The 20,306-nt window shown below is 70.9% G+C and carries 19 protein-coding genes; 8 read left to right on the top strand and 11 right to left on the bottom strand.

Going from position 1 to position 20,306, the window contains the following annotated elements:
- Positions 1-94 precede the first annotated feature (94 nt).
- The 3 genes from OHO27_RS32145 (at position 95) to OHO27_RS32135 (ending at position 4,442) form a co-directional block, all read left to right on the top strand.
- A complete protein-coding gene (locus OHO27_RS32145) occupies positions 95-3,445 on the top strand; it encodes a S8 family peptidase (RefSeq protein ID WP_328428462.1) in 3,351 nt (1,116 codons plus the stop codon).
- A gap of 107 nt (positions 3,446-3,552) precedes the next feature.
- Positions 3,553-3,978, top strand: a complete 426-nt coding sequence (locus OHO27_RS32140; RefSeq protein WP_328428461.1) for a RidA family protein — start codon at positions 3,553-3,555, stop codon at positions 3,976-3,978.
- Entirely contained in the window at positions 3,975-4,442 is a 468-nt protein-coding gene (locus OHO27_RS32135) for a GNAT family N-acetyltransferase (protein ID WP_328428460.1), read from the top strand. The genes OHO27_RS32140 and OHO27_RS32135 overlap by 4 nt, the downstream gene beginning before the upstream one ends.
- Here OHO27_RS32135 and OHO27_RS32130 read toward each other — a convergent pair whose 3' ends face one another.
- Both OHO27_RS32130 and OHO27_RS32125 read right to left on the bottom strand, forming a co-directional pair.
- Positions 4,443-5,162 carry an aspartate/glutamate racemase family protein gene (locus OHO27_RS32130; RefSeq protein WP_328428459.1) on the bottom strand — a complete coding sequence of 240 codons (720 nt, stop codon included), beginning with the start codon at positions 5,160-5,162 and terminating at the stop codon, positions 4,443-4,445.
- Between the two features lie 5 nt (positions 5,163-5,167).
- The gene (locus OHO27_RS32125; protein WP_328428458.1) at positions 5,168-6,652 is read right to left on the bottom strand and encodes an NCS1 family nucleobase:cation symporter-1; all 1,485 of its coding nucleotides are present in this window, start codon (positions 6,650-6,652) and stop codon (positions 5,168-5,170) included.
- Between the two features lie 175 nt (positions 6,653-6,827).
- On the opposite strand from OHO27_RS32125, the gene OHO27_RS32120 reads away from it, so the two are divergent.
- Entirely contained in the window at positions 6,828-7,496 is a 669-nt protein-coding gene (locus OHO27_RS32120; RefSeq protein WP_328428457.1) for a GntR family transcriptional regulator, read from the top strand.
- Here OHO27_RS32120 and pip read toward each other — a convergent pair.
- The gene (pip, locus tag OHO27_RS32115; RefSeq protein ID WP_328428456.1) at positions 7,493-8,455 is read right to left on the bottom strand and encodes a prolyl aminopeptidase; all 963 of its coding nucleotides are present in this window, start codon (positions 8,453-8,455) and stop codon (positions 7,493-7,495) included. The two genes, OHO27_RS32120 and pip, sit on opposite strands and share 4 nt — an antisense overlap.
- Before the next feature lie 37 nt (positions 8,456-8,492).
- Entirely contained in the window at positions 8,493-9,197 is a 705-nt protein-coding gene (locus OHO27_RS32110; protein ID WP_328428455.1) for a uracil-DNA glycosylase, read from the bottom strand.
- A gap of 93 nt (positions 9,198-9,290) precedes the next feature.
- Here OHO27_RS32110 and OHO27_RS32105 point away from each other — a divergent pair, with 93 nt between their 5' ends.
- On the top strand, positions 9,291-9,827 hold the full coding sequence (locus OHO27_RS32105; RefSeq protein ID WP_328428454.1) for an RNA-binding S4 domain-containing protein: 537 nt from the start codon (positions 9,291-9,293) through the stop codon (positions 9,825-9,827).
- An 84-nt stretch (positions 9,828-9,911) separates the two neighbouring features.
- Here OHO27_RS32105 and OHO27_RS32100 read toward each other — a convergent pair whose 3' ends face one another.
- Together OHO27_RS32100 and OHO27_RS32095 are read right to left on the bottom strand one after the other, a co-directional pair.
- Positions 9,912-10,385, bottom strand: a complete 474-nt coding sequence (locus OHO27_RS32100) for a DoxX family protein (protein WP_328428453.1) — start codon at positions 10,383-10,385, stop codon at positions 9,912-9,914.
- Positions 10,386-10,535: 150 nt separating this feature from the next.
- A complete protein-coding gene (locus tag OHO27_RS32095; protein ID WP_328428452.1) occupies positions 10,536-11,447 on the bottom strand; it encodes an acyltransferase domain-containing protein in 912 nt (303 codons plus the stop codon).
- 73 nt (positions 11,448-11,520) lie between these two features.
- On the opposite strand from OHO27_RS32095, the gene OHO27_RS32090 reads away from it, so the two are divergent.
- Complete coding sequence (locus OHO27_RS32090; RefSeq protein WP_328428451.1) at positions 11,521-11,787, top strand: DUF6343 family protein; 267 nt, start codon at positions 11,521-11,523, stop codon at positions 11,785-11,787.
- Between the two features lie 7 nt (positions 11,788-11,794).
- On the opposite strand, the gene OHO27_RS32085 is transcribed toward OHO27_RS32090, so the two are convergent.
- The 4 genes from OHO27_RS32085 to rpsA all read right to left on the bottom strand — a co-directional run bounded on the left by OHO27_RS32085 (position 11,795) and on the right by rpsA (position 15,608).
- A complete protein-coding gene (locus OHO27_RS32085) occupies positions 11,795-12,175 on the bottom strand; it encodes a tetratricopeptide repeat protein (protein WP_328428450.1) in 381 nt (126 codons plus the stop codon).
- Positions 12,176-12,225: 50 nt separating this feature from the next.
- Positions 12,226-12,861 (bottom strand): dephospho-CoA kinase, encoded by a 636-nt coding sequence (gene coaE, locus OHO27_RS32080; protein WP_328428449.1) that lies wholly within the window; start codon positions 12,859-12,861, stop codon positions 12,226-12,228.
- A 79-nt stretch (positions 12,862-12,940) separates the two neighbouring features.
- Positions 12,941-13,879, bottom strand: a complete 939-nt coding sequence (locus OHO27_RS32075) for a PAC2 family protein (protein ID WP_328428448.1) — start codon at positions 13,877-13,879, stop codon at positions 12,941-12,943.
- A 226-nt stretch (positions 13,880-14,105) separates the two neighbouring features.
- Positions 14,106-15,608, bottom strand: coding sequence for a 30S ribosomal protein S1 (gene rpsA / locus OHO27_RS32070; protein WP_328428447.1), 1,503 nt, complete (start codon positions 15,606-15,608; stop codon positions 14,106-14,108).
- Between the two features lie 379 nt (positions 15,609-15,987).
- Between rpsA and OHO27_RS32065 the strand changes: the two genes are divergently transcribed.
- Both OHO27_RS32065 and hrpB read left to right on the top strand, forming a co-directional pair.
- The gene (locus OHO27_RS32065) at positions 15,988-16,830 is read left to right on the top strand and encodes a class I SAM-dependent methyltransferase (RefSeq protein ID WP_328430617.1); all 843 of its coding nucleotides are present in this window, start codon (positions 15,988-15,990) and stop codon (positions 16,828-16,830) included.
- Between the two features lie 4 nt (positions 16,831-16,834).
- Positions 16,835-19,312 carry an ATP-dependent helicase HrpB gene (gene hrpB, locus OHO27_RS32060; protein ID WP_328428446.1) on the top strand — a complete coding sequence of 826 codons (2,478 nt, stop codon included), beginning with the start codon at positions 16,835-16,837 and terminating at the stop codon, positions 19,310-19,312.
- Here hrpB and OHO27_RS32055 read toward each other — a convergent pair.
- Positions 19,302-20,294 carry a DUF3068 domain-containing protein gene (locus OHO27_RS32055; RefSeq protein ID WP_328428445.1) on the bottom strand — a complete coding sequence of 331 codons (993 nt, stop codon included), beginning with the start codon at positions 20,292-20,294 and terminating at the stop codon, positions 19,302-19,304. The two genes, hrpB and OHO27_RS32055, sit on opposite strands and share 11 nt — an antisense overlap.
- Positions 20,295-20,306 lie beyond the last annotated feature (12 nt).

Raw genomic sequence — 20,306 nt, 5'->3', positions numbered from 1 at the left:
TTGATGTTCTCTCTCCCCTCGAGAACCGAACGCATCCCCCGCGCGTGATAGCGGAGAACGCGTTGGCATGCACACGAGGGCGGGGGAATCGCGAGTGGGATTCACAGCACGCGCGAGAACGGCGGCACTGGGCGCCGTGGTTGCCGGGACGCTGGTCACGGGGGCGATATCGGCCGGCGGCCAGCCGGCGCAGGCCGCCGGCTCCGCCGCGCAGGACGGGACGAAGGCCCGGGCGAAGGCGAAGCCACCGGCGACCGTCACCTTGATCACCGGCGACCGCGTGGTCGTCGGCTCCGACGGTCAGGTGGTTCGGCTTGTGCGCGGCAAGGGCCGCGAGAAGATCGGCTTCTCGGTGCGGCGCGAGGCCGGCCACACGTACGTCGTCCCTCAGGACGCCCTGCGCCTGGTCGCCGACGGCGTGCTCGACCGGCAGCTGTTCGACGTCGCGCAGCTGGTCAGGGACGGGTACGACGACACGCGTCGCAGCACGCTGCCGCTGATCGTCGGCTACCGGGAGGACGGAGCAAGGGACTTGGCAGCCGGCGACCCGTTCGCGGGCGTGGCCGTCCGCGAACGCCGTGCGCTGCCCGCGGTCGCCGGCGAGGCCTTCACGGCACCCAAGACCGGTGCCCCGGCGCTGTGGGCGGCCGTCACAAACGGCTCCTCGGCCCGTACGGCAGGCGGTACGGCCGCCCCCGCGCGGCCCATCGCCCACGTCTGGCTGGACGCGAAGGTCCGGGGCGCCCTGGCCGAGAGCGTGCCGCAGATCGGTGCGCCCGCCATGTGGAAGTCGGGCTTCACCGGCAAGGGCGTCACGGTGGCGGTCCTGGACTCGGGCGTGGACGAGACCCATCCTGACCTCAAGGGCGTCGAGACGGCCCAGAAGAACTTCAGCGATTCCCCCGACGTCAAGGACCGCTTCGGGCACGGTACGCACGTGGCCTCCATCATCGCCGGGAGCGGTGCGAAGTCCGACGGCCACTACACGGGCGTGGCGCCCGGTGTGAAGCTGCTGGACGGCAAGGTTCTGGACGACGACAACCTGGGATCCACCTCGAGCATCGTCGCCGGCATGCAATGGGCCGTCGACCAGGGCGCAAAGATCGTCAACCTGAGTCTGGGCTCCCTCGACACCCCCGGGATCGACCCGAAGGAGGCGGCCCTCGCCCGGCTCTCCGACAAGGCCCTGTTCGTGGTGGCCGCGGGCAACTCGGGCGACGGGCACCGCACGGTCTGGTCACCCGGCAGCGCCCCCGCGGCGCTCACCGTCGGTGCCGTGGACAAGCAGGACCAGATCGCCGACTTCTCCAGCCGCGGCCCGAACCTCGACGGCACACCCAAGCCGGACCTCACCGGCCCCGGCATGGACATCACCGCCGCTCTGACCACGCAGAGCGAGCTGCCCCCGAGTGAGGACTACGTTCCGAACTCCGGCACGTCGATGGCCTCGCCGCACGTCGCGGGCGCCGCTGCGCTGGTGCTCCAGCAGCACCCGGACTGGAGCGGAGCCCGGCTGAAGGCGCTCCTGACCGGTTCGGCCAAGCCCAACCCGCTGCTGAACGCCCACCAGCAGGGCGCGGGCCGGGTGGACCTGGTGCGCGCCGCCACGGCCTCGGTCGTCTCCGAGCCCGGCTCCCTGGGCTTCGGCATGCACACCTGGCCGCACGCCGACGACAAACCGGCCTCCAGGACCCTCACTTACCGCAACTACGGCACCCAGGCCGTCACCCTGCGGCTGAGCGCCTCCGGGACCGACCCGGCGGGCCGCCCGGCCCCGGACGGCATGTTCACCGTCAAGGACGCCGAGCTCACCGTTCCGGCCGGGGGCACCGCGAAAACCACCGTCACCGCCGACACTCGCAAGGGCACCGTCGACGGCGTCTTCGGCGGCACCGTGCTGGCGTCGGGCGACGGCCAGGAGGTACGCACCGGTCTGGTGGTCGATCGGGAGGTGGAGTCGTACGACGTCAGGGTGCGGCACATCGACGCCGACGGGGCGGCCCCCGGCACCTACGCGACGACGGTCACCCCCATCGGCGGGCTCGGCGACCGCGTGGAGCTTCCGTACAGCGCGAACGGCACGGTGGTCCAGCGGCTGCCCAAAGGCTCTTACCAGTTGGAGAGTCTTGTCTTCGCCAAGGACAACGAGCTGGGCTTCTTCGTCCAGCCGGTTCTGAAGGTGACCGGGAACGTCACGGTCACCCTCGACTCCCGCAAGGCAAAGCTGTTCGCCGTGAAGGCCCCGGATCCGGCCGCGAAGCTCGTCACCTCCACCGTCGGGTACGACGACGAGGCCGCGGGCGTGTCCAACACCTGGTCCAGCAGCGGCGTGCCGCCGATGCGCACCGCCGCCCTCGGACCGGCGTCGGACACGATGCGGGCCCAGTTCATCGGGGTGTGGAAGAACCCCGGCGCGGCCGGCAAGAACGTCGACTACCGGTTCGCCTTCAACCGCAAGGGGAGCTTCTTCACCGGCCTGGCCCGTTCCGTCACCCGGGCCGAGGTCGCCGAGGTGAAGCTCGGCTTCGGCGCCTCCGCCACCGGGGCCAAGGGCCAGGTCCACATCACGCCGATGGACGAGCGCGGGTGGACCGTCAGCACACAGGAACCGCTGAAGCAGAAGCTGCCGCAGGCCACCACGCATTTCCTCAGCACGGCCGGCGTGCGATGGTCGTGGACCGCCACGCAGCTCAACTCCCGCGGCGAGGAGCGCATGCAGTACACGAAGGAGTGGGTGGCCTACAAACCGGGCTCCAGCCACACGCTGAGGTTCAACACCGGTGTGGTCGGCCCCGATCTCGCGGCGGGTAGCCCGGAGCAGCAGGGCGCCGAGCGGACCGGCGACTACATCAGCGCCAGGATCCCGCTGTTCAACGACGGCAGCGGCAACCCGGGGTCCTCGATCGTCACCGGCGGCTTCGCCCGGCTGGAATCCGGCGGCCGGATCCTCGCCGAGGTCCCGCCCACGGACTGGGTGGGCGCCGAGGTTCCCGCCGCCTCCGCCGCGTACCGCCTGACGGTCGAGGCGAGCCGCTCGGCCGAGGACACCTCCACCAGCACGAAGGTCGCAGGGGTGTGGACGTTCACGTCGGCCCGGCCGGCGTCGGACGGCACGGCCAGGCTGCCCCTGTCGACGGTGCGTCTCGCGCCGAAGCTGAGCCTGCAGGGGACGGCTCCGGCGGGCAGCACGCTCACGGTGCCGCTGAAGCTGAGCGGCGCGGCCGCCGCGGCCGGGCAGGTCGCCGCGCTGACCGTGAACGTCTCCTACGACGGCGGCCGGACCTGGAAGCCGCTCACCGTGACGACCGACGCGAAGGGCGCGCGCTCGGTGAGTGCGAAGCACCCGGCGACCGCCAAGGCCGTGTCCTTCCGGGTGGACCTGAAGGACAAGGGCGGCAACACCGTGCGCGAGACGATCACGAACGCCTACCGGCTCGCTCCGTGAAGTGACGGGGCGACCGACGCTGGGATATTCGGATGCGAGGGAGTGGTGCGGGCGCGCATGATCGGCGGATTGACCGCCGACTGCGCTTGCACCGCCCAGGAGCCCCCGTGATCCGACGCGTCACCTCCCCCGCCCTCTTCCCGCCCCCCACCTACGCCCACGCCTCCGTGGTCGAAGCCGGCACGAGGCTCGCCTTCCTCGCCGGTTCGGTGCCTCTCGACCGCGACGGGAACCTCGTCGGTGCGGGAGACCCGGTGCGGCAGGCCGAGCAGGTGATCGCCAACCTCGAAGTGCAACTGGAGGCGATCGGGAGCGACTTGGCGCACGTCCTGTCGACCGACGTGTACGTCGTGAGCGGTGAGCCGGCGGTGCTGTCGGCCGTCTGGGAGGTCGTCGAGGCGTCAGGGCTGAGCGTCGGTCCGCACTCGTCGACGCTGCTCGGGGTGGCCTGCCTCGGATACACGGGACATCTGGTGGAGATCACTGCCACGGCCGCCGTCCCGGAGAGCCCGGAGAGGGCGCCTCGCTCATGACCCCCGTGGCGCTCCGCCGTGCCAGGCCCACCGATGCCGGCGCCGCGGCCGACGTCTGGCTGCGGTCGTTCGCCGCCGCGCTGCCGACGGTCGTCCGGCCGCGATCCGACGACGACGTGCGGACGTACTTCCGGGAGGTGGTGGTGCTGCTCAGGGAGACCTGGGTCGCCGAGGCCGCCGACCGCATCGTCGGCCTCATGGTCCTCGACGCCGACCACCTCTCCCAGCTCTACCTGGACCCCGACTGGCGCGGCCGTGGCATCGGCGACCGTCTCGTCGACCTCGCCAAGCAGCGCCGCCCGAACGGGCTGAGCCTGTGGACCTTCCAGGTCAACGGGCCCGCCCACCGGTTCTACGAGCGCCACGGCTTCGTCGCCGTCGAGTTCACGGACGGCAGCGGGAACGAGGAGCAGGAGCCGGACGTGCGGTACGTCTGGCAGCCCGGCCGACCCGATTCCCGGTGATCACTCCTGCGTCCGCCCCCACACCCGCCTCTTCGGCAACGGCCGCGCATACCCCCCGACCCGGCTCGTCCTCAGCCCCAACCCCACCAGCGATTCGGCGAGTTTCACGGCCGCGCCCACCCCGTCGACCACCGGAACCCCCAGCTTCTCCCCCATGGCCCGCTGCAGCCCTGTCATCCCGGCACAGCCCAGCACCAACACCTCCGCACCCGCGTCCCGCGCCCGTTCGGCGGCCGCCAGGAAGGCGGACTCGGTGCGTTCGGCGTCCTCCAGTTCCAGCACTCCGAGCCCCGTACCGATCACGGCGACGCAGTTGCGACCCACCCCGGCCGTATCGAGGCTGTCCTCGATCTGCCCGCACGAGCGCTCCAGCGTGGTCACCACCCCGTACCGGCGCCCGAGCAGACAGGCCAGGTGCCCGGCGGCCTCCGTGATGTCGACGACCGGGACGTCCACCAGTTCCCGGACGCCTTCGCGGCCGTGCTCCCCGAAGCCGGCCATGACGACCGCGTCGTAGGCGGGACCGTCGTACGTCCGCAGCGCGTCCATCACCGCCGCCGCCGAGAGGTAGCTGTCGAGCCAGCCCTCGGCCGACTCGGGCCCCCACCCGGGGGTCAGCCCGAGCACGGTGGTGCCCGGGCCTGCGACGGCCCGGGCACCTCGTACGATTTCCTCGGTCATCTCCTGCGTGGTGTTGCAGTTGGTGACGACGATCCGCACGTCCTTCAGACCTCCCGCGCCACGGACCCGGCGGCCGGCTCATCGGCCCCGGCGGCCCGCTCATCGCGGCACAGCACCAGATACAGCCCCGCCGCCATCGCCGTCCCGATGAACCAGGAGTACGGCGCCACGTCGCTGAACGTCTTCACCAGCGCCAGCACCGCAGCGACCCCCGCCGCCGGCAGGAAGGCCCACAGCGCCTTGGGGTTGACGCCCTTGCGGTAGTAGTAGCGCGAACCCGGCTCGGCGCAGAACAGTTCGTTCACGTCCACCCGGCCCCGCTTGACCAGGTAGTAGTCGACCATGATCACGCCGAACAGCGGGCCCAGGAAGGCGCCCAGCCCGCCGAGGAAGTAGTTGACGACCGTCGGATTCGAGAACAGATTCCACGGCGTCACCACGAGCGCCGCCACCGTGCTGATCATGCCGCCGACCTTGAAGGTGATCTTCTGCGGCCAGACGTTGGCGAGGTCGTACGCCGGCGAGACGAAGTTGGCGACGATGTTGACGCCCATGGTGGCGATGGCGAACGTCAGGGCGGCGAGCACCAGGACCCAGGTGTTGCCGACCTTCGCCACCAGCGCCGCCGGATCCGTGATGGCCTCGCCGAACACCTCCAGCGAACCGGCCGTGACGATCACCGAAACGACCACGAAGGCGGTGGAGTTGATGGGCAGGCCCCAGAAGTTGCCCTTGCGGACCGTCCGGTAGTCGGGCGCGAAGCGCGAGAAGTCGCAGAAGTTGAGCATCAGCGTGCCGTACGTGGCGAGGATCAGGCCGATCGCGCCGAACCACTGCCGCCACTGCTCGCCGACGGACACCGGGTGCGGGGTGGTCGTGAGCGAGATCGTCCAGCCGGCCTTGGCGAGGATCCACACCGCCAGCGCGATCATCACGATCCAGATCGCCGGGCCGCAGAAGTCCTGGAACTTGCGCACCGACTCCATGCCCCGGCTGATGATCAGCGCCTGGATCAGCCACAGGGACAGGAACGACACCCAGCCGAGCGCGTCGAGGCCCAGGAAGGAGCTGTGCGTCCAGGACTCCAGCCCCGGCCAGGCGGCCAGCAGCATGATGTTGACGGCGACAGAGGCCAGGTAGGTCTGGATGCCGTACCACATGATGGCTATCACGGCCCTGATGAGCGCCGGGATGTTGGCGCCCCACACGCCGAAGCTGATCCGGCTGACAACGGGGAACGGGACGCCGTGCCGCTGGCCGATCCTGCCCATCCAGTTCATGCCGATGTAGATGAGCACGAAGCCGACGAGCAGGGAGGTGAAGACCTGCCACACGTTCATGCCGAGGACCAGCAGACCGGCCGCGAACGTGTAGTTGCCGAGGTTGTGGACGTCGGACATCCACATGGCGAAGAGATCGAAGACCTTCCAGTTGCGCTTGCCCGCGGGCGCGAGGTCTTCGTTGGTGAGCCGGGGATCGGGGACGAACGCTGGTGTGCCGGTGACTTCGGCACGGTCGGCGAGGGACACGGGGCCTCCAGGAGCCGGGGACGGAGGACTGCTTATGGAGGGGGCGCCTTGTGGGGAGGCACCGACGCGTTTGGTATACCAAACTGCGGACATGGTCCTCCCGTCAACCGTCCTGACCGATGTCGCTCCCGTTAACGCTCCGTAAATCACACCCGGAGTCGGCGAAGATGGCCCCATGAGCTCCACGACGAAGACCGAACCCCTGGGCGCGGTACGGGAACGCGTCCTGGCGACCCTGCGGCAGGACATCATCGCCGGCCGCCTCCGGCCCGGTGACCGGCTCGTCGAGCGGGAGCTGGCCGAGCGTCTGGGGGTCTCGCGCGTTCCGGTCCGCGAGGCGATCCGGGCCCTGGTGGCCGAGGGCTTCGTCCAGTTCGAGTCGGCACGCCGTACGGTCGTCCGCCGACTGACCCCGGCCGATGTCAAGGAGCTCTTCGAGCTGCGCGAGGCCCTGGAGGTGTACGCGGCCGGACTCGCCGCGTCACGGGCGACGCCGGAGGACCTCGCCGAGGTGGAGGGGCTCCTCGACCAGGCGGCCACCGCGACCGAGGCGGGGGACGCGGAAGCGATCACGGACGTCAACAGCAGACTGCACGACCGCATCGTCGCCATGGCAGGCAACACACTGCTGATCGAGGCACTGGAGCCGGTCGCAGGCCGCCTGCGCTGGATGACCCGGCGCAACGAGGAGTGGCCCCAACTCCTCGTGGAACACCGCGAGTTGTACGAGGCGATCGCCTCCGGCGACCCGGACCGGGCCCGCGCGCACGCCCTAGCGCATGTGCGGACCAACTACGAGTCGACGGTAAGGCAGTTGTTCGGGGACACGGCCGAGAGGATCTAACGGGCCCGGTCGCGGGCGTACTTGTCCGTCGCCGCCACCATCACCTCGGCCACTCCCGGCGCCCCTGCGTTGTGCCCGACCTCGTCGATCACCGTCAACTCACTGCCACGCCAGGCCTGCTGGAGCCGCCAGACCATGCCCAGCAAGTTGCCGAAGTCGAGGCTGCCCTGGACGAGGGTGCCGGGGATGTCCTTCAGGAGGGGCGCGTCACGCAGGACGACACCGTCCTCGCCGAGAAAGTGACCGTCGCCCCAGTAGTGGGTGACGGTACGGGCGAATCCGAAGCGGAACACGGGGTCCTCGTAGCGCTCGACCGACCGCGGCGGCGCCGGAACGATCGCCGTCTCCCAGTCGGTCCACGCCCGCGCCGCCCGCTCACGGATCTCCACGTCGGCCGACTCCAGCAACCGGTTGTAGGCGGCAGCGAGATTCCCGGACCGCTCCTCGGCAGACAGCTCCCCCACAAACCGTTCGAAGGCGGCGGGGAAGATCTTCCCAAGTCCCCTGGTGAGCAGGGCGACTTCGGCATCGGAACCGGTCGTGACCCCCGTCAGCACCAGCTCCGTCACCACACCCGGATGTGTCTGCGCGTACCGCAGCCCCAGCACCGACCCGAACGACACACCCCACACCAGCCACCGCTCGATCCCCAGATGCCGCCGCAGCAGCTCCAGGTCCGCAAGGAGATGAGGCATCGTATTGAAGCTCATGTCAGTGTCGTACGCACTCGCGGGCGGCGTCGACCGCCCGGCGCCACGCTGGTCCAGCAGCACGATCCGGTACGCGGCGGGGTCGAACAGCCGCCGCGCCCACGGCGAGCACCCTGACCCCGGCCCGCCGTGCAGCACCACCGCCGGCTTGCCGTCCGGATTCCCGCAGGTCTCCCAGTACACGCGATTGCCGTCGCCGACGTCGAGCATGCCGTGGCCGTACGGTTCGATCTCCGGGTAAAGGGTCATCCGGGCACCGTATCGACGGCACGACCGGCCCCGCCCCTCATTTCAGGCCGGCCGCCTCCGCCGCCGTACGCAGCACCTCCCGCAGCATCTCGGGCGTGAGCCTGCCGGTGAACGTGTTGCGCTGGCTGACGTGGAAGCACCCGAAGAGGTCGAGCCCGCCGCGGCCGTCGGCGCCGTCCAGCGGGACCCGCGCCCCGTGCGCGAACGCCGGCCGCGGCCTGAGCACGCTCCACCCCGCCTCCACCAGCGCGGGCAGCGTCGCCTGCCAGCCGAAGGCGCCCAGGACGACGACCGCCCGCACGGTCGGGCGCAGCAGCCTCAGCTCCTGCACCAGCCAGGACCGGCAGGTCTCGCGCTCACCCGGCGTGGGTTTGTTGGCGGGCGGCGCGCAGTGCACCGGGGCCGTGACGCGCACGCCGTACAGTTCAAGGCCGTCGCCGACGGCGACCGACGTGGGCTGCGAGGCGAGGCCCACGTCGTACAGCGCCTGGTACAGCACGTCTCCGGAGCGGTCCCCGGTGAACATCCGCCCGGTGCGGTTGCCCCCGTGCGCGGCCGGGGCGAGCCCGATGATCAGCAGCCGGGCGTCCGGCGGGCCGAAGCCGGGCACCGGGCGCCCCCAGTACGTCTGGTCGGCGAAGGCGGCGCGCTTCGTGCGGGCCACTTCCTCACGCCAGTCGACCAGCCGGGGGCAGGCACGGCAACCCGCGATGGTGCGGTCGAGATCGGCCAGGGCGTCCACAGCTCCACCGTAAAGCCGTCGCGGCCCCGTACGGGACTCCCCGCGGGACTCCTGCGAGGACTGCGCGGGCCGGGACGGGACTAAGGTCGAGGCATGGCTTCCGAGGATGACGAGGAGAAGGCCGGCAGCTCGGCCGAAGGGCAGCCGGACCCAGCCGACGCGCAGCCGGTCGTCGACCCGCAGATCGCCGCCGCCGTGGCCGCGGCCGCGGCCGTGGCCGCCGGTCCGCAGAGCGGCGAGTCCGTTCGGATCGACAGCTGGATCTGGGCCGTACGCCTGGTCAAGACCCGCTCCATGGGCGCCACCGTCTGCAAGGGCGGCCATGTGCGCGTGAACGGCCAGAACGTGAAGCCCTCCCACTCCCTGCGCATCGGCGACGAGGTACGCCTGCGCCAGGAGAACCGGGAGCGGATCGTCATCGTCAAGCGGCTGATCCGCAAGCGGGTCGGTGCTCCGGTGGCGGTCCAGTGCTACGTCGACAACTCGCCCCCTCCCCCGCCGCGCGAGGCCGTCGCCCCGGCGGGCCTCCGCGACCGCGGCACGGGCCGCCCGACCAAGCGGGACCGCCGCGAGCTGGAACGACTCCGCGGACTCATGGGCGGCGGCGCGGAACGACCGCGCGGACGGTGACATACGACGGTGGCGTCCGGCAGGCCGAGAAGGCCCGGGCCGGACGCCGCCGAAGTCGTTCTCGCAGGCGCACAGGCGCACCTGTCAGGCGCGTCGTCGGACCAGCCGCAGCAGATCCGCGTTCGAGCTCCGCCGTGCCCAGGCGATCAGGGCGAGGGGCACGATGAGGATGAGCGGTGTCGCCGCGTTCTCGCCGCCGAACGCGGTGATCGTGACGACGAACGCACCCACCATCAGCGCGCTCAGCGCCATCGCCGCCACCGACTGCAGCACCGGGATCAACAGCGCTACGGCCCCGGCCAGTTCGAGCGCGCCGATGGTGTACATCCCCGCGCTGCCCCAGCCGAGCTCGTCGAAGCCCTCGGCGGCCGACGGGTGCGCGATCAGCTTGGGCAGCGCGCTCGCGATCCCGTAGAAGAGGGCGAGCAGAATCTGCAGGCCGCGCAGGGCGATCCGGGCGCGGCGGCCGCGCGGGGTCGCGGACTCGGCGATGACGGTGCGGGACGTGCGGGCCGTGGCGGAGGCGGCGGCGGTGACGGAGGCGGTGGTCTCGGACATGGGGGTCTCCTGGGTGAAGCGTTCCGTGGTGCTGTCGGAGAGGTAGACCGGGGCCGACTGCGGAACTCATCGCCGTGGGACGGCAATTCGTCGTCGCCGTACGAAGTCGCCGTACGAAGTCGTCGGACGAAGTCGCCATACGAAGAGCTTTCACCCGCGCCCGTCGAACGGCAGCCACCCGTGCCCCACGTACCAGTGACCGCCCGCCCGCAAATGGTCCCCGACGGCCCGCTCCACGGCCGTGCGCCGCGGCAGGTTCTCGACCGGCAGCTCCGGGTCGCCGAACACGAACTGGACCGGCTCGCTGTCGGCCTGCTCCCTGTCCTCGTGGGCGATGCGGAAACGCTCCTGGAAGCGCACGATGTTGGAGTCCCCGGGAAGGTACTTCCTGAGCTGCGGGTCCAGCAGCCAGGAGTGGCAGGTCGCCACCTCGTACCGCTCCCGCGGAAAGTGCACGGCGAAGAACTCCCGGGCCAGCACCAGGGACCGGTCGACCGCGGCCGGTGACAGCGGCCCGAGGTAGTCGGGGATGTGCACGTTGAGGCCGCCCGAGTCGGGGCCCACGTCGAGCCCGGCCGCCGCCAGTCTCGTCCCCGCGCGCTGCCCGAGCCGTGCCCGCTCGAACTGCAGCCGCCCCAGCTGGTACAGCTCGCCGCGGAAGTGATGGACGAGCCACCACGGTGCCTGCACACCCGTCCGGCCATGGCGCCTGCGGTGCACGGCCATGTTCCGCCCGAGGTCCGCGAGGGTGCGCCGGGAGACATCGGCGGGGATGCCGCGCTCGCGGTGGTAGGCCCGCGTGGACGGCAGCGCCGCGACGAACACGTACACCGGGAAACAGCGCCGCAGGAGGCCCGAGGCCCAGTCGAGGTCGGGCAGGTCGACCGCGCCGCCGACCTGGCCGATCCCCCCGACGAGCTCGTCGACGGACCGCTCCAGGTGCTGCCGCAGCTCCGGGTCGTCCGTCACCCGTGGGCCCATCCGCACGAGGTCGTTGATGTCCTCATGGGGTACTCCGAGGTCGAGCAGGCTTTCGGCCAGTTCATCGGTGTCCGGCAGCACGAGGCCCCCTTCGAGCAGTACGAGGAGTACGAGCAGTACGAGGAGTACGTTTCAGGAAGGAGTGGTGATCCCGATGCGTACGGGCAGTGAGCCGAGGACAGCGCGCAGTGCACTGCGGGCCCGTTTCTGGCTGTGCGTGTGGGGTGTGGTGTGGGCGATCTTCGGTACCGTCGCGTTCGCGCTCGCGGGACGCCCCGGCTGGGCGGCGGCCTGTGGGGCGCTGTGGCTGGTGATCACGATCGATATGGCCATGGTCCTCAGACACATCCACCAGGGCCCGCACTACCAGCCGGGCCGCGACATACCGCCGTACCGCCCGCCCGAGAATCCCCACCCCTAGGCGCCGCTCACGCTTCGAACCGTGCCGCCTTGAGGTACTGCGGGTTCGGGTCGAGCGCGGCCGCCAGCCGGAAGTGGCGCTTGGCCTCGTCGGGCCGGCCCCGGCGCTCGTATGTCCGGGCGAGCGCGAAGTGCGCGAACGCGTTGTCCGGCTCGCGCTCCAGGACGATGGTGAACTCCAGCTCGGCGGGCCGCAGTTGTGCGGCGGCGAAGAAGGCACGCGCGCGCAGGAGCCGGGCGGCGGTGTTCTCCGGGTGCGCGGCGATGACTCCGTCGAGCAGCTTCACCGCGCCCCGCGGATCCCGCGCGGCGAGCAGATGCTCGGCGGCGCGGAAGTCGATGACATGCGTCTCCGGAGTACGTCCGGGCGATCCGCTGGTCTCGGGCACGGCAAAGTCCTTCCCTCACTGGAAGGGTTCAACGCGCGATCGCGCCGGGCCTATTCCTGGGGCGAGCGGGGCTGAGGGCTCCCCTGGGCTCCGTGGGCTCTGCGCACGAGCTCGTGCCACACGTCCTTCACGCGTCGCTGAAGTTCTTCCAGTGGTACGTCGTTGTCGATGACGATGTCCGCGATCTCCAGGCGCTTGTCACGCGTCGCCTGTGCGGCCATGCGGGCGCGGGCGTCCTCCTCGGTCATGCCGCGCAGCCGGACGAGTCGGTCGAGCTGGGTCTCGGGGCCGGCGTCGACGACGACCACGACGTCGTACAGCGGCGCCAGGCCGTTCTCCGTGAGGAGCGGGACGTCGTGGACGACGACGGCGTCTTCGGCGGCGGCCTCTTCGAGCTCGCGGGAGCGGGCGCCGACGAGGGGGTGCACGACCGAGTTCAGTACGGCGAGCCGGTCGGGGTCGGCGAAGACGATCGAGCCCAGCTTGGGCCGGTCCAGGCTGCCGTCCTCGGTGAGCACGTCCTCGCCGAACGCTTCGACGACGGCGGCGAGGCCGGGGGTGCCGGGCGCGACGACCTCGCGCGCGATCCGGTCCGCGTCGATCAGCACGGCTCCGTGCTCCACGAGCAGCCGCGACACCTCGCTCTTACCGGCTCCGATACCCCCGGTCAGGCCCACCTTCAGCATGACCCGCAGCTTAGGGCCTGCCACTGACAAAGCACCGGGCAGGCCGCCCTTCCCCCTGGACTACGGTCGCCGACGGCCCTCAGTTGTCGCCTTCCCGCTCCGCCAGGAACCGCTCGAACTCCCGCCCGATCTCGTCCGCCGACGGGATGTCCACCGGTTCGGCGAGCATGTTGCCGCGGCTCTCGGCGCCCGCGACCGCGTCGTACTGGTGCTCCAGGCCCTCGACGAGGTTGGTCAGCTCCTCGTCGCCCTCGCGGATCTGCCGGTCGATCTCGTTCTGCGTGCGGTGGGCGTCCGTGCGCAGGGAGTGCGCAATGCCGGGCAGGACCAGCCCGGTGGCCGCGGTGACCGCCTCCAGGACGGTGAGCGCCGCGTCCGGATACGGGGAGCGGGCGATGTAGTGCGGGACGTGCGCGGCGACGCCCAGCACGTCGTGCCCGGCCTCCATCAGCCGGTACTCGACCAGGGCCTCGGCGCTGCCGGGGACCTGCGCCTCCTCGAAGGGGCTGCGGTGGCCGGGGACGAGGTCGACGCGGTTGCCGTGCGGGGTGACGCCGACGGGGCGGGTGTGCGGGACGCCCATCGGGATGCCGTGGAAGTTCACCGACAGGCGCACCCCGAGCCGCTCCACGATCTCCTTGACGGCCGCGGCGAAGCGCTCCCACTCCACGTCCGGCTCGGGTCCGGACAGCAGCAGGAACGGCGCACCGGTGGCGTCCTGGACGAGCCGCACCTCGATGGTGGGATCCTCGTACTCGGCCCAGCGGTCGCGCTTGAACGTCAGCAGCGGGCGACGGGCGCGGTAGTCAACCAGCCGGTCGTGATCGAAGCGGGCGACGACCTGGTGGGGCAGCGAGTCCAGGAGCCCGTCGACGATCTGGTCGCCGGTCTCACCCGCGTCGATGTATCCGTCGAAGTGGTAGAGCATGACAAGGCCGGCCGACTCCTGGGCAAGCGCCATGTCGACAACGGCGAGGCCCTTCGGCTCCCATGCGTACAAACCCTGCGGATCAAGCACTGTGACCGCTCCTCCTCGTGTCCATACGCCACAACACCCGTACGGGCGTGGGCATTCCCGAGGAACAAGCTCATTGATCTTGCCGGTCTCTTTAGGGGCGCGGGGAACTGCGCGACCAGCCCCCACCGGCCCGCAGCCGAAGGACGACCTTTCCGGGCAGCACTGAGGGACCGCACCTCGAAAGGTACGGCCCCTCAGTCAACTGCTAAGCCTCAGCGGCCGGCGTTCAGCTCTGGCCGCCCGCCAGCTTCTCGCGCAGCGCGGCAAGCGCCTCGTCCGAGGCAAGCGCGCCGGAGTTGTCCGGGCCCTCGGAGGAGTACGAACCGCCACCACCGGACGCGGCCGGAGCCGCACCCGCCGTGTCGCCACCCTCGGCGGCAGCCGCAGCGTCCGCCTCGCGGGACTTGATGACCTGGGCCTGGTGCTGCTCGAAGCGCTGCTGCGCCTCGGCGTACTGGCCCTCCCAAGCCTCGCGCTGGGTCTCGTAGCCCTCGAGCCAGTCGTTGGTCTCGGGGTCGAAGCCCTCGGGGTAGATGTAGTTGCCCTGGTCGTCGTACGACGCGGCCATGCCGTACAGGGTCGGGTCGAACTCGACCGAGGCCGGGTCGGCACCGAAGGACTCGTTGGCCTGCTTCAGCGAGAGGCTGATGCGGCGGCGCTCGAGGTCGATGTCGATGACCTTGACGAAGATCTCGTCGTTGACCTGGACGACCTGCTCCGGGATCTCCACGTGGCGCTCGGCCAGCTCGGAGATGTGGACCAGACCCTCGATGCCCTCGTCCACGCGGACGAACGCACCGAACGGAACCAGCTTGGTGACCTTACCCGGGACGACCTGACCGATCTGGTGGGTCCGGGCGAACTGCTGCCACGGGTCCTCCTGCGTCGCCTTCAGCGACAGGGAGACACGCTCGCGGTCCATGTCGACGTCGAGAACCTCGACGGTGACTTCCTGGCCGACCTCGACAACCTCGGAGGGGTGGTCGATGTGCTTCCAGGACAGCTCGGAGACGTGGACCAGACCGTCGACGCCACCCAGGTCCACGAAGGCACCGAAGTTGACGATCGAGGAGACGACGCCGGAACGGACCTGACCCTTCTGGAGGGTCGTGAGGAACGTCTGGCGCACCTCGGACTGGGTCTGCTCCAGCCAGGCACGGCGGGACAGGACCACGTTGTTGCGGTTCTTGTCCAGCTCGATGATCTTGGCCTCGAGCTCCTTGCCCACGTAGGGCTGGAGGTCGCGAACGCGGCGCATCTCGACCAGGGAGGCCGGGAGGAAGCCACGGAGGCCGATGTCGAGGATGAGACCACCCTTGACGACCTCGATGACGGTACCGGTGACGATCCCGTCCTCTTCCTTGATCTTCTCGATGGTGCCCCAGGCACGCTCGTACTGGGCGCGCTTCTTCGAGAGGATCAGGCGGCCTTCCTTGTCCTCCTTCTGGAGAACAAGGGCTTCGATCTCGTCACCGACGGCGACGACCTCGTTGGGGTCGACGTCGTGCTTGATCGAGAGCTCACGGCTCGGGATAACGCCTTCGGTCTTGTAACCGATGTCGAGCAGGACCTCGTCCCGGTCGACCTTCACGATGACGCCGTCGACGATGTCGCCGTCGTTGAAGTACTTGATCGTCTCGTCGATCGCGGCGAGGAAAGCTTCCTCGTTACCGATGTCGTTGACCGCAACCTGCGGGGTGGTGGCGGTGGTCTCGGTGCTGCTCGTCATGTGGGAAAGGGCTCCGGTACGGACATTGAAGTCGTAGGTACTGCTACGCCGGGAGCCCGTATCGCTCTGAAGAAGCCGGACAGCCAAGGAAGCGCCCCACCAGGGAAAGGTGATGGCGCCTCGAAAACCGAGGGGACATACAACAGATGCGAGCGCAGCCTGCTACGTCTGAGGTGCGCAGGCCCACAGCGCAACTTGTAGCATACGGGGGCAGCCGGACAGGGTCAATGCGCGAAGCCGCCCACCCGGGGCGGATCACCGCATACCCGGCACAAAACCTGTCTCCTGAGGCCACGCAGGCCTTGGAGCACCCCTCACGTGACACCCCCGTGAGGGCCCCGCGCCGTTCAGGTGACGGAAGAGTACGACGAGGGAGCCGATCATCCAAGAGTACGAACCGGAGGCCACGCGCCGTGAGTCCGGCGTCGCGGAGAGCTCGCACGCCAACCGTGGCTGGTGGGACCGGAACGCGGACGAGTACCAGACCGAGCACGGCACGTTCCTCGGCGACAACCGATTCGTCTGGGGTCCCGAGGGCCTGGACGAGGTGGAGGCCGAGCTGCTCGGCCCGCCGGAGGACCTCAAGGGCAAGGACGTCCTGGAGATCGGCGCCGGCGCGGCCCAGTGCTCGCGCTGGCTGACCGCGCAGGGGGCCCGCCCGGTCGCCCTCGACATCTCCCACCGCCAGCTCCAGCACGCGCTGCGCATCGGCGGTGCGTTCCCCCTGGTGTGCGCCGACGCGGGCGCCCTCCCCTTCGCCGACGCCTCCTTCGACCTGGTGTGCTCGGCGTACGGCGCGCTGCCGTTCGTGGCCGACCCGGTGCTGGTGCTGAAGGAGGTGCGCCGGGTGCTGCGGCCGGGAGGGCGGCTCGTCTTCTCCGTCACCCATCCCATCCGCTGGGCGTTCCCCGACGAGCCGGGCCCGGAGGGTCTGTCCGTCTCGGCCTCCTACTTCGACCGCACTCCTTACGTCGAGCAGGACGACGAGGGCCGCGCGGTCTACGTCGAGCATCACCGCACGATCGGCGACCGGGTCCGGGACGTCGTGGCGGCGGGGTTGCGGCTGGTGGACCTGGTGGAGCCGGAGTGGCCTGCCTGGAACACCTCGGAGTGGGGCGGCTGGTCGCCGCTGCGCGGGAACCTGATCCCGGGGACGGCGATCTTCGTGTGCGAGCGAAGCGAGATGGGGGCACCCTCGGCCGGAGGCAGGGGGAGAGACTGAGAGCGTGATCCGTTACGACGCCCTGGACGCGCTGCCCGTACGCGCTGTCCTGCCCGGTCTGAACGACGCTCTGGACACGCACGGCACCGCGGTGCTCGTCGCGCCGCCCGGCACCGGCAAGACCACCCTGGTGCCGCTGGTGCTGGCCGGGCTGCTCGGCGAGGGACCGGCGCGGCGGGTGGTCGTGGCGGAGCCGCGGCGGATCGCGGCCCGGGCCGCCGCGCGGCGGATGGCGTGGCTGCTCGGCGAGAAGGCCGGCGAAAGCGTCGGCTACACCGTGCGCGGCGAACGGGTCGTCGGACGGCACACGCGCGTGGAGGTCGTCACGACCGGTGTGCTGTTGCAGCGTTTGCAGCGCGACCAGGAGCTGGCGCGCATCGACGCCGTCGTACTCGACGAGTGCCACGAGCGGCATCTGGACGCGGACACGGTGGCGGCGTTCCTGTGGGACGTACGTCAGACGCTGCGGCCGGAGCTGCGGCTGGTGGCCGCGTCCGCGACGACGGACGCGCAGGGGTGGGCGCGCCTGCTGGGCGACGCTCCGGTGGTGGAGGCGGAGGGCGTCGCGCACGCCGTGGAGGTGGTGTGGGCACCGCCGACACGTCCCGTACGGCCCCCGCACGGCATGCGGGTCGACCCGGCGCTGCTGACGCATGTGGCGTCGACGGTACGGCGCGCGCTGGCCGAGCGGGCAGGGGACGTGCTGTGTTTCCTGCCGGGTGCCGGCGAGATCGCGCGGGTGGCCGGGCAGCTGGGGGATCTCGGGGACGTCGAGGTGCTGCACGTGCACGGGCGGGCGCCGGCGGCCGTGCAGGACGCGGTGCTGACCGGCGGGGAGCGGCGCCGGGTGGTGCTGGCGACGTCCGTCGCGGAGTCGTCACTGACGGTTCCCGGGGTGCGTGTGGTCGTCGACTCCGGACTGGCGCGGGAGCCGCGGGTCGATCACGCGCGCGGGCTGAGCGCGCTGACGGCGGTACGGGCCTCGCAGGCGGCCGGCCGGCAGCGGGCGGGACGGGCCGGGCGTGAGGCACCGGGTGCGGTGTACCGGTGCTGGGCGGCGGCGGAGGACGTGCGGCTGCCGCGGTTCCCGTCGCCGGAGATCAAGGTGGCCGACCTGACGGCGTTCGCGTTGCAGGCGGCGTGCTGGGGCGATCCGGACGCGACCGGGCTGGCGCTGCTGGACCCGCCGCCGAGTGGGGCGATGGCTGCGGCGAGGAGCGTACTGACGGCCATCGGTGCGGTGGACTGCGACGGGCGGGCCACGGCCCGGGGCGCTGGGCTGTCCCGGCTGGGGCTGCATCCCCGGCTGGGCCGGGCGCTCCTGGACACATCCGGTGCGGGTGCCGAGGCGGTCGCGCTGCTCAGTGAGGAGGCCCCGAGGGAGTACGGGGACGACCTGGCCGGCGTTCTGCGGGCGGCTCGGCGTGGCGGTGACGCCTATGCGGGGCGCTGGCGGGCGGAGGTGCGGCGTTTGCGGGCGAACAGCGAGACCTCGGCCGCGCGGAGCGTGGACGACCGCACCGCGAGCCTCGTCGCCGCCCTCGCCTTCCCCGAGCGGGTGGCCAAGGCCGACGGCGGTTCCTACCTCATGGCCTCCGGCACCCGCGCCGAACTCGGTGCCGGCAGCCCGCTGAGCGGCGCCCCGTGGATCGCCGTGGCCGTCGCCGACCGTCCCGTCGGCAAGGGGCACGCGCGTGTGCAGCTCGCCGCCGTGGCGGACGAGGACATGGCCCGGTCCGCGGCGGCCTCTCTGCACTCCGAGAGCCAGGAGGTCCACTGGGCCGACGGGGACGTCGTCGCCCGGCGGGTCGAGCGGCTCGGGGCGATCGAGCTCGCGGCGCGGCCCTTGCGGGACGCCGACCCCGTGCTCGTACGCGATGCGCTCCTCGAAGGGCTGCGGCAGGAAGGGCTCGGCCTGTTGCGGTGGTCCCCCGACGCCGCCGTACTGCGGCAGCGGCTCGCCTTCCTTCACCTCCACCTCGGTGCGCCCTGGCCCGACGTCCGCGACGACGCGCTCCACGCGCGCGCGGACGAGTGGTTGGAGCCCGAGCTGAGCCGGGCGCGGCGGCGGGCCGATCTGGCGCGGATCGACGCCGCTCAAGCGCTCACCAGGCTGCTGCCGTGGGCCTCCGGGGAGGCCGGGCGGCTCGACGAGCTGGCACCCGAGCGGATGGCCGTACCCAGTGGGTCCAGAATCCGGATCGACTACGGCAACCCCGAACAGCCCGTCCTCGCCGTGAAGTTGCAGGAGATGTTCGGACTGCACGAGTCGCCGTCCGTCGCCGGCGTGCCGCTCCTCGTCCACCTGCTCTCCCCCGCGGGCCGGCCCGCCGCCGTGACCGCGGACCTCGCCTCCTTCTGGAGGGACGGCTACAAGGGCGTACGGGCGGAGCTGCGCGGGCGTTATCCGAAGCACCCGTGGCCCGAGGACCCCGCCTCCGCCGAGCCGACCCGGCACACGAACTCCAGGCTCAGGCGCTGACGGGTTCCGGTTCGGTGTCCTTCGTCGGTTCCGGGTCTCCGGGGCGGCGGCTGCGTGCCTCCAGGTAGAGGGACAGCGCCAGGAGCAGCAGGCCCAGGGTCAGGAAGCCCCACGGGAGATACGACGTCAGCAGCAGGACCAGCGTGCGGTTGGACTTGACCAGGTCCACCGTGGAGACGATGTAGTCCTCGCGCATCTTCACGTGGCCGGCGAACGCCGTCACCTTGTCGCGGTCCCCGAGCAGGGTGCCGCCGCGCAGTTCCTCCTTGTGGATCTCCTCGCCGTAGACGGGCGCTCCGGTGAGCGGTTCGACCCAGAACTTGCGGACGGTGGTGTACCAGCGGGTCGTGCCGGTCTTGGCGACCGACTCCGGGGTGATGCCCTCGACCGGCATGGTCTTGGGGAACCTGACCTTGGTCCACGGGATGGTCTGCTCGAAGTAGTAGACCTCGACGCCGCGGAAGTTCTGGGTGCCCTTGTAGTGGATGGGGGCGGTGATACGGGCCTGCGCGTCGAAGTACTCGTAGTCCCGTTTCTCCGTCAGGAAGGGCCACTTGAACTCGATGCCCTGCCGCTTGACCGGGTCGCCGTCGACCATCTCGCCGGTGGCGTGGACGGGTTCCTGGGTGTGGGCGTCGAAGATGTAGCGCTCGGGGATCTTGGAGACCATCTTGCCGTCGGGGCCGACGACGTAGGACAGGCCGTCCCAGACCACCACGTCCTTGCCGGCCGTCTTCTCGATCTTCTCCGAGGCTTCGACGTTGCCCTTGAGCGTCTGCACGATGGTGACCTTGGAGACCTTGCGGGCCTTCATCGTGCCGTAGTCGAGCAGGGTCGCGTCCTTCGCCTCCAGGACCATGTCCTGGTACTGGTTGGCCGGGATCTTGGCCAGGCGCGGGAAGGCGTACCAGCGCAGCAGCGGGGACAGCGCCGCGAAGAACACGGCAAGGGCGAGCAGGACCAGGCCGGCCTTGCGGCGCATCTCGGCCTCCCT

The organism is Streptomyces sp. NBC_00443 (assembly GCF_036014175.1).
GTDB lineage: Bacteria > Actinomycetota > Actinomycetes > Streptomycetales > Streptomycetaceae > Streptomyces.
Note: the sequence above shows the minus strand (reverse complement) of the source record. Positions and strands in the feature narration are given on the sequence as shown.